12 protein-coding genes are annotated in these 14,563 nt (G+C 70.4%); 6 read left to right on the forward strand and 6 right to left on the reverse strand.

The features are described from left to right. Positions 1–19: 19 nt before the first annotated feature. On the reverse strand, positions 20–1,630 hold the full coding sequence (locus tag C8D87_RS02690; RefSeq protein ID WP_112225408.1) for a purine-cytosine permease family protein: 1,611 nt from the start codon (positions 1,628–1,630) through the stop codon (positions 20–22). A gap of 78 nt (positions 1,631–1,708) precedes the next feature. On the opposite strand from C8D87_RS02690, the gene C8D87_RS02695 reads away from it, so the two are divergent. Then, positions 1,709–2,176 carry a hypothetical protein gene (locus C8D87_RS02695; protein WP_146771605.1) on the forward strand — a complete coding sequence of 156 codons (468 nt, stop codon included), beginning with the start codon at positions 1,709–1,711 and terminating at the stop codon, positions 2,174–2,176. Here C8D87_RS02695 and C8D87_RS02700 read toward each other — a convergent pair. Both C8D87_RS02700 and C8D87_RS02705 read right to left on the reverse strand, forming a co-directional pair. Then, positions 2,173–4,143 (reverse strand): WD40 repeat domain-containing serine/threonine protein kinase, encoded by a 1,971-nt coding sequence (locus tag C8D87_RS02700; protein WP_146771606.1) that lies wholly within the window; start codon positions 4,141–4,143, stop codon positions 2,173–2,175. The two genes, C8D87_RS02695 and C8D87_RS02700, sit on opposite strands and share 4 nt — an antisense overlap. Before the next feature lie 123 nt (positions 4,144–4,266). Beyond that, entirely contained in the window at positions 4,267–4,887 is a 621-nt protein-coding gene (locus C8D87_RS02705) for a class I SAM-dependent methyltransferase (protein WP_109636669.1), read from the reverse strand. A gap of 70 nt (positions 4,888–4,957) precedes the next feature. On the opposite strand from C8D87_RS02705, the gene C8D87_RS02710 reads away from it, so the two are divergent. Both C8D87_RS02710 and C8D87_RS02715 read left to right on the forward strand, forming a co-directional pair. Further along, positions 4,958–5,869 (forward strand): AraC family transcriptional regulator, encoded by a 912-nt coding sequence (locus C8D87_RS02710; protein WP_215732142.1) that lies wholly within the window; start codon positions 4,958–4,960, stop codon positions 5,867–5,869. Between the two features lie 74 nt (positions 5,870–5,943). Next, a complete protein-coding gene (locus C8D87_RS02715) occupies positions 5,944–6,426 on the forward strand; it encodes a GtrA family protein (RefSeq protein WP_112225411.1) in 483 nt (160 codons plus the stop codon). Positions 6,427–6,429: 3 nt separating this feature from the next. On the opposite strand, the gene C8D87_RS02720 is transcribed toward C8D87_RS02715, so the two are convergent. Together C8D87_RS02720 and C8D87_RS02725 are read right to left on the reverse strand one after the other, a co-directional pair. Further along, on the reverse strand, positions 6,430–6,675 hold the full coding sequence (locus C8D87_RS02720) for a DUF2630 family protein (protein WP_109636666.1): 246 nt from the start codon (positions 6,673–6,675) through the stop codon (positions 6,430–6,432). Continuing rightward, positions 6,676–6,981 (reverse strand): nuclear transport factor 2 family protein, encoded by a 306-nt coding sequence (locus C8D87_RS02725; RefSeq protein WP_109636665.1) that lies wholly within the window; start codon positions 6,979–6,981, stop codon positions 6,676–6,678. It lies immediately after the preceding gene. A 74-nt stretch (positions 6,982–7,055) separates the two neighbouring features. Between C8D87_RS02725 and C8D87_RS02730 the strand changes: the two genes are divergently transcribed. Continuing rightward, the gene (locus C8D87_RS02730) at positions 7,056–8,138 is read left to right on the forward strand and encodes a protein kinase family protein (RefSeq protein ID WP_233441867.1); all 1,083 of its coding nucleotides are present in this window, start codon (positions 7,056–7,058) and stop codon (positions 8,136–8,138) included. Positions 8,139–8,521: 383 nt separating this feature from the next. Here the strand turns inward: C8D87_RS02730 and C8D87_RS02735 are convergent, their stop codons facing one another. Beyond that, positions 8,522–9,055 carry a hypothetical protein gene (locus C8D87_RS02735; protein WP_170166253.1) on the reverse strand — a complete coding sequence of 178 codons (534 nt, stop codon included), beginning with the start codon at positions 9,053–9,055 and terminating at the stop codon, positions 8,522–8,524. A gap of 51 nt (positions 9,056–9,106) precedes the next feature. Between C8D87_RS02735 and C8D87_RS49070 the strand changes: the two genes are divergently transcribed. Beyond that, complete coding sequence (locus tag C8D87_RS49070) at positions 9,107–9,286, forward strand: hypothetical protein (RefSeq protein ID WP_411711351.1); 180 nt, start codon at positions 9,107–9,109, stop codon at positions 9,284–9,286. A 1,013-nt stretch (positions 9,287–10,299) separates the two neighbouring features. Further along, positions 10,300–14,556 carry an HAD-IC family P-type ATPase gene (locus C8D87_RS02745; protein ID WP_215732143.1) on the forward strand — a complete coding sequence of 1,419 codons (4,257 nt, stop codon included), beginning with the start codon at positions 10,300–10,302 and terminating at the stop codon, positions 14,554–14,556. Positions 14,557–14,563: the final 7 nt, after the last annotated feature.

The raw sequence follows: 14,563 nt of genomic DNA on the forward strand, positions 1-14,563 counted from the left end.
CGAGAACGGATCTTGCGCGTCAGGCCTGGGCCGGCAGCACGTGGCGTCCGTCGCGGTCCGTGCTCAGGCACAGCGAGCAGATCGTGCCGCCCAGCGCGCTGGCCGTCATGTCCGGCCGCTCGTAGGACTCACCGCACACCACGCAGTCGTACGGCGTACCGCTCGGGTTGCCGTCGGCGTCGAGCACCGGCTCGTCGATGCCGTCGTCGGTGCGGCGCAGGTAGAAGCGGCCTCGGGTGAGCACCGCGAGCAACGGCGTCAGCACGATGGGGATGCCGACGGCGACCAGTGGCGAGTACGGCTGGATCGCGGCGCCGAAGAGTCCGAAGTAGACGGAGATGGAGAGGATCGACGACGCGAGGAACGACCCGACGCCGACCGGGTTGACCGCGTAGAGCATGCCGCGGCGGAACTCCGGCTGCTTCGGCGACAGCCTCAGCACGTACTTGTTGATCGCGATGTCCGTCGCCACGGTCACGACCCACGCCATGGCGCAGTTGGAGTAGAAGCTCAGCAGCTTGTTCAGGAAGCTGAACATGTCCGCCTCCATCAGCACCAGCGCGATCGCGAGGTTCACCAGCACGAACACCAGCCGCCCCGGATACCGCCTGGTGACGCGCGTGAACGAGTTCGTCCAGGCCAGCGAGCCCGAGTAGGCGTTGGTGACGTTGATCTTCACCTGGCTGAGCACCACCAGCACCAGCGCCAGCGGCACGACCAGCCACGGCGGCATGAACTGCTTGAACACACCGGTGAACTGCTCGATCGGTTCGATCGCGGCCACCGCACCCACCGCGTCGAGCACGTAGACCGCCATGAACACGCCGATCGCCTGCTTGAGCGCCCCGAACACCACCCAGCCCGGTCCGGCGAGGATCGTCGCGGTCCACCACGCTCGCCGGTTCTCGCCGGTCCGCGGCGGCATGAACCGCAGGTAGTCGATCTGCTCCCCGATCTGCGCCATCAACGAAAGGCACACGCCGGCACCCAGCATCACCGCGGCCGTGCTCACACCCTTGTCCCCGTAGGCGAGCCAGCGGCTCACCGAGTCCGGGTCCGCGATCACCAGGTACAGCAGCGGCGCGACCATCAGCAGCAGCCACAACGGGTTCGTCCAGCTCTGCAGCTTGGCCAGCACCCTCATCCCGTAGATCACCAGCGGGATGATCACCAGCGTCGAGGCCAGGTACCCCAGCCACAGCGGCAGTCCCAGCGCGTACCGCAGGCCCTGCGCCATGATCGAGCCTTCGAGCGCGAAGAAGATGAACGTGAAGCTCGCGAAGATGACGCTCGTGAGCACCGACCCGTAGTAGCCGAACCCGGAGCCGCGGGTGATCAGGTCGAGGTCGATGTTGTACCGGGCCGCGTAGTAGGCCAGCGGAAACCCGGTCACGAAGATCACGATCGCCGCGAACGCGATGGCCAGCAACGCGTTCCCGGTGCCGTGCGTGAGCCCGATCCCGGCGCCGATCGAGAAGTCCGCCATGTAGGCGATCCCGCCCAGCGCCGACGCCCCGACCACCGAGGGCGTCCAGCGCCGGTACGTGCGCGGCGCGAACCGCAGGGTGTAGTCCTCGAGCGTCTCCTTGGACGCTTCACGGGACGGCGCTCGCACCTCGTCAACGGTCATGAGCCGTGACGCTAGGAACGCCGCGTTTCAGTCGATCACCACCTGTGTGACGACCACGTGACGCTACCGTCTGCGGTCATGGATGATCTCGTGGCGTTCATGAAGGAACGCAGGCGCGCCGACGAAGCCGCGGCAGCGGCGTGGGCAGAGCGTTCGGCGACGATCACGGCGTGGGCGAAGAAGGTCGCGACCCTGCTGACCCGTCACCAGATCCCCGCCGAACAGACGCTGTACGACCGGGCCGGTGAGAACAAGGTCCGGATCGCGTCCGGCTGGCTCGTGCTGACGACGAAGACCCCGAGCGCGGCGCATCCCGGCGTGCTCAAGGACGCCGGGATCCTCCTGACGCCGAGCGGTGAGCTCTGGCAGTACGACAACGAGTGGCCGATGTCGGCCCGCCTCACCCCGGCCATCCCCGCGTTCCGCACCGCGGAGGGTGCCGCGTTGATGGCCAGGTGCGAGTGGATCCTCGACAACGTGATCGAGGCGTTCGCGGACACGCTCGACCGGCACGCCATCGACATCGCCGAGCTGGAAGCCCTTTAGCCCAGCTTCCAGATCCGGACGGTGTTGTCCGCGCCGCCGGCCGCGATCCGCTCGCCCTTGGGGTCGAACGCCACGGTTTCGATCTGCCCGCCGGCACCGATGACAGTGGCACGGATCCTCTTGGACGCCACGTCCCACAGCTGGACGAAGTTGCCCAGGCCCCAGGCGGCGATCGTCTTGCCGTCCGGGTGGTACAGCGCATGCGTGATGGTCAGGCCGTCGTCGGCCCGGTCGAAGACGGCCTTGCTCTTGACCGTCTCCACGTCCCACAGCTGCATGCTGTTCGTGCCGTCGGCGTCGATGACCGCGAGGGTCTTGCCGTCCGGGGAGAACGACGCACCGCCGCCGGTCGAGTCGTTGATGGTCTTGACCGTCTTGCCGGTCGCGGGGTCGGACAGCCGGATCTCCTGGGACTTGGTGCCGCCGTTGGCCACCAGCTTGCCGTCCGGGCTGAACGCGAGGTCGAAGCCGCCGTCGCCATCGGGCAGGCCGATCTTCACCTTGCGAGTCGCCACGTCCCACACCTTGATGCCACCGTGGTGGGTCACGCCGACCAGGGTCTTGCCGTCCGGGTGGAAGACGAGCGACTTCATGATGGACCGACTCTGCTCCAGCCCGCCGATCATCGAGCGGTCGGAGAGGTTCCACAGGTACGTGGTCGCGTCGCCGGTGCGGTTGCCGCCCGCCGCCAGGATCTTGCCGTCGGGGCTGATCGCCACCGCGTTCGCCGAGGCGCCGCCGGGGCCGTCCGGGTTCTTGACGGTGCCGATGAGCTTGCCGGTTTCGGTGTCCCACAGGCGAACCAGGGCGCCGTCGCGGCCGAGGCCGCCGTCGGCGCTGGCGAGCAGCTTCCCGTCCGGGCTCCACGCGATCGACGTGACCCTGTCCTTGTGGTCGGCCAGCTGGATGTGCTCGGTGATCTCCTCCGGCTGTCCCGCCTGGGCCACGGACGGGGTCGTCGACTCCTCGGAGCCGCCCTCCTTGTTGGAGGCGAGCTTGTTGTCGTCGGTGGACGGCAGGCCCGCCCCCGAACCGCTGTCGTCCTTCCTCGAGCCGAGCCACCACGCAGCACCGCCGCCGGCCACCGCGAGAGCGCCGCCACCCGCCAGCAGCAGCGTGCGTCTGCTGACACCGGACTTGTGCGCGGGCAGCACGACCGGAGCACCGGCCAGCAACGCGAATGCCTGGTCCACGGACGCGCGCTCGGCCGGGTTCTTGCGCAGCAACCCGCCCAGCAACGACGCGAGGTACCCGGCGCGCACCGGAGGCGGCGGCTCCTGGGTGAGCAGCATCGACAGCGTCGTCATGAAGTCCTGGCCCTGGAACGGCGGCCTGCCCTCCACGGCCGCGTACAGGGTGGCGCCGAGCGACCACATGTCGGTCGCCGGGGTGATCGGCGCGCCGGTGCCCTGTTCCGGCGCCATGTACGCGGGCGTGCCGACGATCGAACCGTCGGTGGTCAGCGGGACGTCGCCGGTGAGCCGCGCGATGCCGAAGTCGGTGATCACGATTCGATCGCCGGACAGCAACACGTTGGCGGGCTTGAGATCGCGGTGCACGATCCCGGCCTGGTGCGCCGCCCGCAACGCGCTCAGCATCGCGTTCGCGACGTGGGCGACCTGGTCGACGGGCAGCGCGCCGCGGGCCTTGATCGCGTCGGACAGCGAGCCGCCCCGCACGAACTCCATCACGATCATCGGCGTGCCGTTGTACTCGACGACGTCGTGCACCGTGACGATGCCGGGGTGGTTCAGCTGACCGGCCAGCTGCGCCTCACGCATGGCGCGCTGGCACAGCAACGCCCGCTGCTGCGCGTCGAGACCAGCGGGCAGCAGCAGTTCCTTGATCGCCACCTCGCGGCCGATGACCTCGTCACGGCCGAGCCACACCCGGCCCATGCCACCGGTGCCGATCACCTGAACGAGCCGGTAGCGCTGGGCCACCAGACTTCCCGTCGCATCTGTCACGGCGCGCAGCGTAGATGAGAACACGCTCCGGTTCGCGGGGATCCCTCAAGTTCGGGAAATACCGGAACTGTTGGCGTACAAGAAACATCGTGCGTGTTCAATCGGTCGAGAATGGACCTGTCGCTAGTGGACTCTCGCGACCTCGATGCCGACTTCGCCGAACATCCGCAGCTTCCGCCTCCGCGTCGGCTCGACGGTGAACCCGGCCGCGGCGATCCGCTTCGCCACCGCGTCACCGACGTTGTCCCTCAGGTGCTCGCGGCTGTGGTCGTGCAGCACGGCGTCGGCGAGCACCAGCAGACCGTCCGGCCGCAGCACGCGGCGCACCTCGGCGAGCATCTCGTCCTTCGACGGCGTGTCCAGGTGGTGCAGCATCAGGCTGGAGAAGACCCGGTCGAACGAGTCGTCGGGGAACGCCAGCTCCTGCGCGTACCCCCGGTCCAGCCGTGCCCTGAGTCCCGCCCGGCGAATCTTGCGCTCCGCCCTCGCCAGCATCTTCAGATCCGGGTCCACGCCGAAGAGCTCGACGTCACGATGCCGCTTTCCGGTGGACCGCAACAGGTTCCCGGTCCCGCAGCCCACGTCGAGCACGCGGTGCCCGGCCCGCAACCCCGCCACCGTGATCATCTGCTGGTGCACGCCGTGCAGCCCGGCCACCCTGTGCACCACGTCGTAGAGCGGCATCAGGTAGTGCTTCCCCAGCCCTGGCAGGTAGTCCCGCTCCTGGGACGATATTTCGGTCATGTCTCCATTCTGACCTGGCCAACACCAAGGTTCCCGTGGCGATCTGTGGTTTGAGTGGGATGATTTGACGGTGCGAACCCGACGAGCTCCGCTGAAGGGTGACGAGCCCGCGACCTACCGGTGGCAGCCGGTGCCCGGCGAGCTGTCCGTGGCCGCCATGCCTCTCGGCCACGCCGCCGACGTCAACGGCGCCCACGAGGCGCACTCGCACGACTTCCCCGGTCTGGCCTACTTCTGGGCGGACGGCGGCATCGTGCGCACCGGGAGACAGGTGAGGCACGTCGAGGCCGGCGACCTGTTCGTGATCGCGCCCGGCGACGTGATGGGCCAGGCGCAGCGCGACGACCTCGTCGGCGCACGGGGCTGGGGCGTGTTCTTCACCGCCGACGCGCTCGGCACGGACACTCCCGGCGCGCACCTGGCGTGGCGCACCCATCCGCTGCTGTTCCCGTTCGTCCGCGGCGGCGCGACCGGAGCGTTGCGGCTCAAGGTGCCTCCGCGGGACCGGGACGAGTGGACCATCCGCATCGAGGCGCTGCACGACGAGCTGGCCCACCGCCGCGAGGGTTACCGGGAGGCCGTGTCGGCGCATCTGGTGCTGTTGCTGGTCGGGGTGTCCCGGCTGGCCGCGGACGTCGTCGGCGACCTGCGCGAGAACGCCGAGCCCCTGCTCGCCGAGGTGTTCGACGTGATCGAACAGCGGTACCGGGAACCGTTGTCCCTGCGCGAGGTCGCGGCCGCCGTGCGCATCTCCCCCGGCCACCTGACGTCCACGGTGCGCAGGCGGACCGGCCGCACGGTGCAGGGGTGGATCACCGAACGCCGGATGGTCCAGGCGCGGCGCCTGCTGGCCACGACCGAGCTGCCGATCAGCGACATCGCACGGCAGGTGGGCTTCCCGGACGCCGGGTACTTCGCGAGGACGTTCGGCAAGCTGCACGGGATGAGCCCGAGCGGCTGGCGGAGCGTGAACGTCCTCTGAACTCCTGTGAACGACCTGGCAAGACGTGGTGGTTTGCCCGGTTCGTCCCTCCCGGTCGTGGCACTGTCGAGATCATGACCGGCGGCACCAAGGCGGACAACAGAAGTGACCTCGGACAGCGGTTCCACGCGCTGATGGAAGTCGTCGTGAGGTGGCTGCCGTTCGGACTCTCGAAGATCGTCGCGCCGAGCCTGCTGGGCTTCGCGCTGATCAACGGGTTCACGTTCGCCGTCGACCTGGTGCTGCTCACGGTGTTCCGCAGCGGCCTGGGCCTGCCGGTGCCGGTCGCGTTCACCGTGGCATACGTGCTCGCGTTCGGCCTGAGCTTCGTGCTCAACCGCGCGCTGAACTTCCGCTCGCACGCGCCCGTCGGCCCGCAGGCAGGCCTGTACGCCGTGGCGATCCTGATCAACTACCTGGCGTTCATCCTCGGCGTCGGCAGCGCGCTGGCCGCGATCGGTGTCCAGTACCACCTGTCCCGCATCGTCGCCGGCGCCTGCGAGGCAGCCTTCCTGTACAGCGTGATGCGGTGGATCATCTTCCGCGACGCGGAGTAGCGGCTACTGCAGGTAGCCCTCGACCTCACCGACGGAACGGGTGGACACGTCGTCCGCGTCCCGACCCTGCGAACGAGCCGACCGCCGTCGCCGCAGCAGGTCCCAGCACTGGTCGAGGGCTTCCTCCAGCGCGCGCAGCCGCGCGTGCTCCTCGTCCGTGGTGATCTCACCGGCCGCTAGCTGCTCACGCAGCCTGTGCTCCTCGTCGACCAGTTCGTTGATGCGGCCCAGCACGTTCTCGTCGCTCATCTACGCCTGTCCCGTCTCGAAGCGGCTGACCTTTCCCGACTCTACGACGAACCGCCAGTACGTGCGCATCTCTCCCCAGGTGTCGTTGCGGTACCGGATGATCAGCGACTTCCCACCGTCGGACTCGGACTCGACCTCCATGTGCCCGTTGTCGTCGAAGATCTCCTTGGCGGTCCACGCGCGGAGGTCGCGGTCCGTGCCGTCGTCGGACATGGTCGCGTCCGGCGTGAGCAGCTCGAAGAACGCGTCCTTGTCGCCCGCGTTCACGGCGGCGATGAACGCGTTCACGGTCGGATCACTGGTCATAGCGATGCCCCTTCTGCAGGTCCTGCGCCCAGTGTTGTCGCAACAGGACGGATCCCGCAGTCCCAGAAGGGATCATGGCTGACATGGACATGTCCCACGGTGCGCGTCTGGCCGCCCACACCGCCGTCTCCACGGCGCTGTCCCTGCTCAGCGATCGTGAACTGCGCGACCTCGTGGACCACGCCGAACCGCTGGGGTCCGGCATCGGCGGGCCGACGGCGCTGCTGGACATCGGCGGCACCCCGGTCTTCGTCAAGCGGATCCCGCTGACCGACCTGGACCTGCGGCCGGAGAACACCAGGTCAACGGCGAACCTCTTCGAGCTACCGGCCTTCTGCCACTTCGGTGTCGGGATCATCGGAGGGCCGGGCTTCGGCGCGTGGCGGGAACTGGCCGTGCACACCATGACGACGAACTGGGTGCTCGGGCAGGAGTACGAGGGCTTCCCGCTGACGTACCACTGGCGGGTGCTCCCGCACACCGGGCAGTCGCTGCCCGAGGAACTGGCCGACGTCGAGAAAGCGGTCGCCTACTGGGAAGGCGCACCGGAGGTACGTCAGCGGATCGAGGCTCTGCGGGACTCCACGGCGAGCATCGCGCTGTTCCTCGAGTACCTCCCGCAGAACCTGCACGACTGGCTGGGTGCCCGGGTCGAAGCCGGTGACGAGGCCACCGAGAGCGCCTGCGCCATGGTCGAGGCGCAGCTGCAGGCCGGGATCTCGTTCCTGAACGCCCGTGGTGTGCTGCACTTCGACGGTCACTTCCAGAACATCCTGACCGACGGTGAGCGCCTGTACTTCGCGGACTACGGCCTCGCGATCTCGTCCCGGTTCGACCTGTCCGAGGACGAAGCCCGCTTCTTCGCCGAGCACCGGGCCTACGACCGGCACTACACCGCCACACACCTGGTGATGTGGCTCATCGCCGCTCTGTACGGGCACAAGGGGGACGACTTCACCGCGTTCGTCCGCGCCTGTGCCCGAGGGGAGCTCCCGCCGGGAGTTCCGCCGCGGGTCGCGGCGATCCTCACCCGCCACAGCCCGATCGCCGGAGTGATGACGGACTTCTACCGCCGGTTCCAGCGGGAGAGCAGGCAGACCCCGTTTCCGGCAAGCCTCCAGGGCAACGAGACCCGGTCTCAACGGTGCCGTGGCTGACACCGTGCGTGGCAAGCCGGGCCGACGTCTCGGTGAACGCGGTCCCGCTCACCCCGAACGTGACCATCGACCCGCCCACCCGTTCCACCGCACCATCGACCTGGCGAGGTCACTCACACATCACGCTGTGCAGGTCCAGCCTGGTCCACTCCTCTCGAGTCTGCTCATGAGGAGTGGACCAGGCATGTGACCAGAACTCATCGCACTAGCTGCTGCGGGGCAGGATCACGGTTGACGGTGGAACGGAACGGGTGACGCCGACGATCCAGACCCCCAGGCCGGACCGGCGGCGTCTCGGTGAGATCAGCACACCTCCGAGCGTTGTCCCAGGCCCCGCACCGGGAAAGACGTTCGGACGACCCCGGACACATCCGGACAGCCGGTCAGGTCCTCCAGTCCGAGCAGTTCGTCGTGTCCGGTCCCACGCACACCCGCGCCGAGAACGAGTTCATGGACGGGGCGAAGGGCCAGCGGACCTCTGTCGTCGCACCGGCACCCGAGACGCGGGCGAGCTCCTTCTCGCCCGCCTCCCACCGCACCCACAGGGAGGCGTCCTGGCCGTCGTCCGCGGTGTCCTTCAGGTAGGACAGCTGCGGGTCGATGAACGGCGATCGGTCGAACCACTTGCCCTTCACGGTCGCCTCGGCACCGGTCATGGCGGGTGCCACGGCGAAGTAGCACTGACCGCCGGAACCGGGGTCGTACACGGGGTCGCCGATGCACCTGTCTGCGTGCGCGGCGGGCGTGGCGCACATGCCGAGAGCCAGGGCGGCGATCAGTGACGCGGACAGCTTCTTCACCTCGGCGAGACCAGGTCCGCCGCGAACTCGCTCGGCGCGCTCGGCGTCGTGCACCGCTACCTCGGCGACCTCGACCCGGCCGCGCACTTCCTGTGCCGCGTCCAGCAGCTCAACCACGACCACGAGGACCGGGTCAGCGAGGCCGCCGCGTTCGACGACCTCGCCCGCGTGCACCGCGACGCCGGACGGCCGCAGGAGGCGCTGCGGTGCGCGGAACAGGCACTTTCGCTCGCCAAGGGCTCGGGCCGGTTGGAGATCGACGCCCTGATCACGGCCGCCGCGGTCCGCGGCAGCCGCGACGACCTGCGCCACGCGGTCAGCTCGGCCATCAGCTCCGCGATCGTCTGATGTGGACGGTCGGCGAGGTTCGCCGCGGTGATCCGCAGGGCGAGCGGGAGGTAGCCGCAGAGCCGCACGAGCTCGTCGACGGCGCGCTCCTCGCGCAGCACGCGCTCCGCGCCCAGCACGCTGATCACCACCGCCGGTGCTTCCTCGGGGGTGAGCACACCGAGCTCCAGACGGTGCGCGCCGTCGCGGGCGACGAGCCCGGCGAGGCGATCACGGCTCGTCACGACGGTCAGGCAGCCCGGCCCGCCCGGCACCAGCGGTCGCACGTGGGCGGCGCTCGGCGCGTTGTCGACCATGACGAGCACGCGCTTGTCCGACGTGATCGACCGGTACACGCCGACCATCGCGTCCTGCTGCAGCGGGATCTCCTCGCCGGGCACGCCGAACGCGCGGATCGCCAGCGCCAGCGCCTGGTCGGGGGTGACCGGCGGCCCGGACGAGTAGCCGCGCAGGTCCAGGTAGAGCTGACCGTCCGGGAACCGGCTCGCCACCTGGTGCGCCCACTGCACGGCCAGAGCGGTCTTGCCGACGCCGGGAATCCCGCACACGACCGCGAGCCGGCTGCCACCCTCCAGCAGCGCGGTCAGCTCCTTGAACGCCTTGGCGCGGCCGGTGAAACCCGGCACGGCCGCCGGCAGCTGCCGCGGCACCGCGGCCGGGACGCGGGCCGGTTCCGACTGCACCCGGCGCCACGCGGCGAGCCACGGCTCGGCCTCGTCCTCCGTCACGCTGAACGCCCGCAGCAGCCCGCGGAACACCTCCAGCGCCGGCGCGGTCTTCCTGCGCGGGTTGAGCGCGTCGGCCAGTGTGCTGCGGGCGAGCCCCGACAGCTTCTCCATCTGCCGCAGCGACGGGTTTCCCGCCCACACCTTCAGCGCGCGCAGCTGAGCGATGAGCTCGTCGAGCGCGTGCGCATCGTCAGGTCTCGGGCCGGTGGACATGTCAGCAAGCCTAATGATCGCGCGATCGTGGCGGAGTGTTTGGCGTTTCCGGCCGCAGGTCATCCCCCTGACGTGCATCTGCCAGGGTTGCTGAGGGATCTCGCCGGACTGCGGCGCAGGCAGGTCTGGGCACGGCAGGGGCGGCTGCACGTCGAGGTGCACGGCCTCGACACGCCGCACGCCCGGCGCCTGATCAAGGAGGTCGAGCAACGGCTCGAGAACCTCGACGGCGTGCTGTGGGCACGGGTCAACGCGCCCGCGCAACGCGTCGTCGTCGCCGTCGACTCGCCAGGGCCGCGCCGGGACGAGCTGATCCGGATCATCGAGCGGGCCGAGCGCCACGCCGCCGAACACAGCGACGAGGAACCGTGCGAGGAGCTGCATCACCCCTGTGAGGGACCCGCCACCCGGCAGACCGTGTCGGCGCTGGCCGCGGACGCCGTCGGGCTGGGGCTGTCGGCGCTGACCAGGCTGACGCAATGGGTGCCGCTGCCCACCGAGATCGCCGCGCTCGGATCGATCTTCCAGCACCACCCCCGGTTGCGGAGCCTCGTGGGCAAGGAGCAGTCGGACTCGGTGCTGCCGCACGTGTCCGCCCTGGCTCAGGGCCTCGCGGCCGGTGGCGAGGGCATCCTGCTCGACGGCGCCGAGCGGATCGCGCAGATCCGCGAGGCCCGTGCCTACCGCAAGGCGTGGAACAAGGCCGAACCGACGCTGGTCGCCGGGCCCGAGCACGCGGCGGGTGAGCCCGTGCTGCAGCCCCGGCCGGCCAAGCTGCCCCAGGACCCGGTCGACCGGTATGCCGAACGGGCGATGGGCGTCGGCGCGCTCGCAGCCGGTGCGGCCGTGCCGTTCTTCGGGCCCCGGCGCGCGCTGGCGCTCGGGCTCGCCAGCACGCCCAAGGCGCCCGCCGCGGCACAGGAGGGCTTCGCGACCTACCTCGGGCGGATTCTCGCCAAACGCGGTGTGATCGTGATGGATCGCGGTGTGCTGCGCAGGCTCGGGCAGATCGACACCGTCCTGCTCGACGAACGGGCGCTGCGCACGGGCCACACCGAGCTGACCGACGTCGTGCCGATGGCCGGGGCCGATCCGCGCGAGATCGCGGCGGTGGCGTTCGAGCTGTTCGACCCGCAGGCGCCTGACGAGGTGCAGGAGGCCGACGGGTGGCGGCTCGGGCCGTTGGAGGGCACCCGCGGCAAGCAGGGGGCGCAGCGGCTGCGCAAGCGCGGTGCCGACGACGTGCTGGGGCTCTCGAAAGGACAGAAGCTGCTGGCCGTGGTCGGGGTGTCGGCCCAGCACGCGCACGGCGTGCAGGCGATCGCCGCCGCCGCGCGCAGGGCCGGCGCGCGAGTCGTGCTGGCCGCCGACGGCCCGAACGGCAAGTTCGCCTTCGTCGACGACGTCGTGCCCGGTGGAGCGGAGCTGACGGGGTCGGTGCGGTCGCTGGAGGAAAACGGCGGGGTCGTGCTGCTGCTGTCCGGTGACCGGCGGGCGCTGGGTGCGGCCGACTGCGGGCTCGGGGCCTTCCGCGCGGGTGAGCCGCCCGCGTGGGGCGCGCATGTGCTGGTGGGACACGACTTCGAGGCCGCCGCGCTGGTGATCGACGCGGTCGGCGTGGCGTCACGGGTGGACTCGGACGGCATCAAGCTCGCCGCGGGCGGCTCCGGGGTCGGCGCGGTGGCGGCCGTGCAGGGAACCGCTCCGCGCGCGGCCTCGCGGGGACTCTTCGCGGGCAACGCGGCCGCGGCGATCGGGTTCGCACTCGGGCATTGGCGCGCTCACCAGTTGCTTTCCCGGCCCGTCTCGCCACCGGTCAGCACCACGCCGTGGCATCTCATGCCCGTCGACGTGGTGTTGGAGCGCCTCCAAGCCGACGTCGAAGGGCTCGACGGCAAGGAGGCGCAGCAGCGGGCCCGTGCGTCCGGCACCGGTCAGGAACCGCTCGGGCTGAGCCTCTGGCAGGCGTTCGTCGAGGAGCTCGCGAACCCGCTGACCCCCGTCCTCGCGGTGGGTGCGGCACTGGCGGCGGCGGTCGGCTCACCGATGGACGCGGGGCTGGTCGCGGCCATCACCGGGGCGTCCGCGCTGGTCGGGAGCGTGCAGCGGGTGCAGACCGACCGTGCGCTCGCCGACCTGTTCAAGCTGTCCGCGGTGGGGGCGTGCGTCCGCCGTGACGGCGCGGAGATCACCGTGGCGGCCGGCGACCTGGTGCCGGGCGACGTCGTGGTGCTGCGGTCGTCCGACGTCGTGCCCGCGGACTGCCGGATCATCGAGGCCACCGCGCTGGAGGCCGACGAGTCGTCGCTGACCGGCGAGTCGCTGCCGGTGGCCAAGGACAGCGCTCCGGTGGTCGCCGCGGACATCTCCGCGCGCAGCTCGATGCTGTACGAGGGCACGACCATCGCGACCGGCAACGCGATCGCCGTGGTCGTGGCCACCGGGATGGCGACGGAGGCCGGGCGCAGCATGGCCACCGCGCGCCAGCACACGCCGACCGGTGGCGTCGAGTCACGGCTCGAGTCGCTCACCCGCACGGCCATGCCACTCGCGCTGGGTGCGGCCGCCGCGGTCACCGGATCCGGTCTGCTGCGCGGGATTCCGCCGCAGGAGACGCTGAGCGCCGCGGTCAACCTCGCTGTCGCGTCGGTGCCGGAGGGGCTGCCGTTCCTCGTCAACGCCGCCCAGCTCGGTGCGGCCAGGCGCCTGGCCGATCACGGCGCGCTGGTCAGGAACCCGCGCACGATCGAAGCTCTGGGACGCGTCGACGTGCTGTGCTTCGACAAGACGGGCACGCTGACCGAGGGCAGTCTGAGCCTCGCCAGGGTGGGCACCGCCGACCGGCACGCCGAGGTGTCCTCTTTGGACGGATCGCTGCGGGACGTGCTGGGTGCCGCGATTCGGGCCACGCCCGCCGCGCGCAACCGTGAGGAGCTGGAGCACCAGACCGACCGGGCCGTGCTGACGGGCGCGCGCAAGGCACGGGTCGGCGTCCGGACGGGTGCCCGTTCGTGGCGGCGCACGGCCGACCTGCCGTTCGAGCCGTCACGCGGCTACCACGCGACCATCGGCACGATCGGCAAGCGGACCCTGCTCAGCGTCAAGGGCGCACCCGAGATCGTGCTGGCGCGGTGCTCCCTGGACGAGGGCTCACGCGCCGCGATCAAGGACCGCATGGAACAGCTGGCCGGATCGGGTCACCGCGTGCTGGCCGTGGCCGAGCGCGTCGTCGACGACATCGAGCTGGACGACGAGGCGGTGCGGGACCTGAAGTTCCGCGGGTTCGTAGCACTCGCCGACCCGGTGCGCGACAGTGCCGCTCCCGCCGCCGAACAACTCGCCGCCGCGGGCGTGAAGGTAGTGATGATCACCGGTGACCACCCGGCCACCGCGGACGCGATCGCCTCGACCGTGCATCCCACCGAGGACCAGCGCGTGATCACCGGCTCGGAGCTCGACGAGCTGGACGACGACAAGCTCGCCACCGCACTGTCCGAAGTGGACGTCATCGCCCGCTGCAGCCCCACCCACAAGGTCCGGATCATCCAGGCCTACCAACGGGTCGGGCGCACGGTCGCGATGACCGGCGACGGTGCCAACGACGCTCCGGCGATCCGCCTGGCCGACGTCGGCATCGCGCTCGGCCGGCGCGGCACCCCGGCCGCTCGCAGCGCGGCCGATCTCGTGGTCACCGACGACCGCCTGGAGACGATCACCGCCGCCGTGCTGGAAGGCCGGGCGATGTGGTCGTCGGTGCGCGAGGCACTGGCGATCCTGCTCGGCGGCAACCTCGGCGAGATCGGCTTCAACGTCCTCGCCGCACTGATCACCGGCCGGTCTCCGCTGAACGCGCGGCAGATCCTGTTGGTGAACCTGCTGACCGACCTCGCGCCCGCGCTGGCCATCGCGTTGCGCCCGCCCAAGGCCGATCAGATGGAGAGCCTGCTCCACGAAGGACCCGAGACGTCGCTGGGTGGTCAGCTCGACCGCGACATCATGTTGCGGGCGCTGACGACGACGTTCGGCGCGAGCACGGCGTGGGCCATCGCGCGGCTCACCGGCCGGTCGCGGCGGGCGAGCACGGTGGCGCTGGCCGCGCTGGTGGGCACTCAGCTGGGACAGACGCTCGTCACGGGCGGGTTGGACCGGCGGGTGCTCGGCGCGAGCCTGGGTTCGGCGGCGGCGCTGGCCGCGGTGATCCAGACGCCCGGGGTGAGCGGGTTCTTCGGCTGCACACCGCTCGGACCTGTCGGCTGGAGCATCGCGGCGGGAGCGACGACGACCGCGACCGCGCTGAATGCTCTGCTGTCAAAGGTTCTCCGCGGGTGAATTCCTT

The sequence above is a fragment of the Lentzea atacamensis genome, assembly GCF_003269295.1.
GTDB classification, from domain to species: Bacteria; Actinomycetota; Actinomycetes; order Mycobacteriales; family Pseudonocardiaceae; genus Lentzea; species Lentzea atacamensis.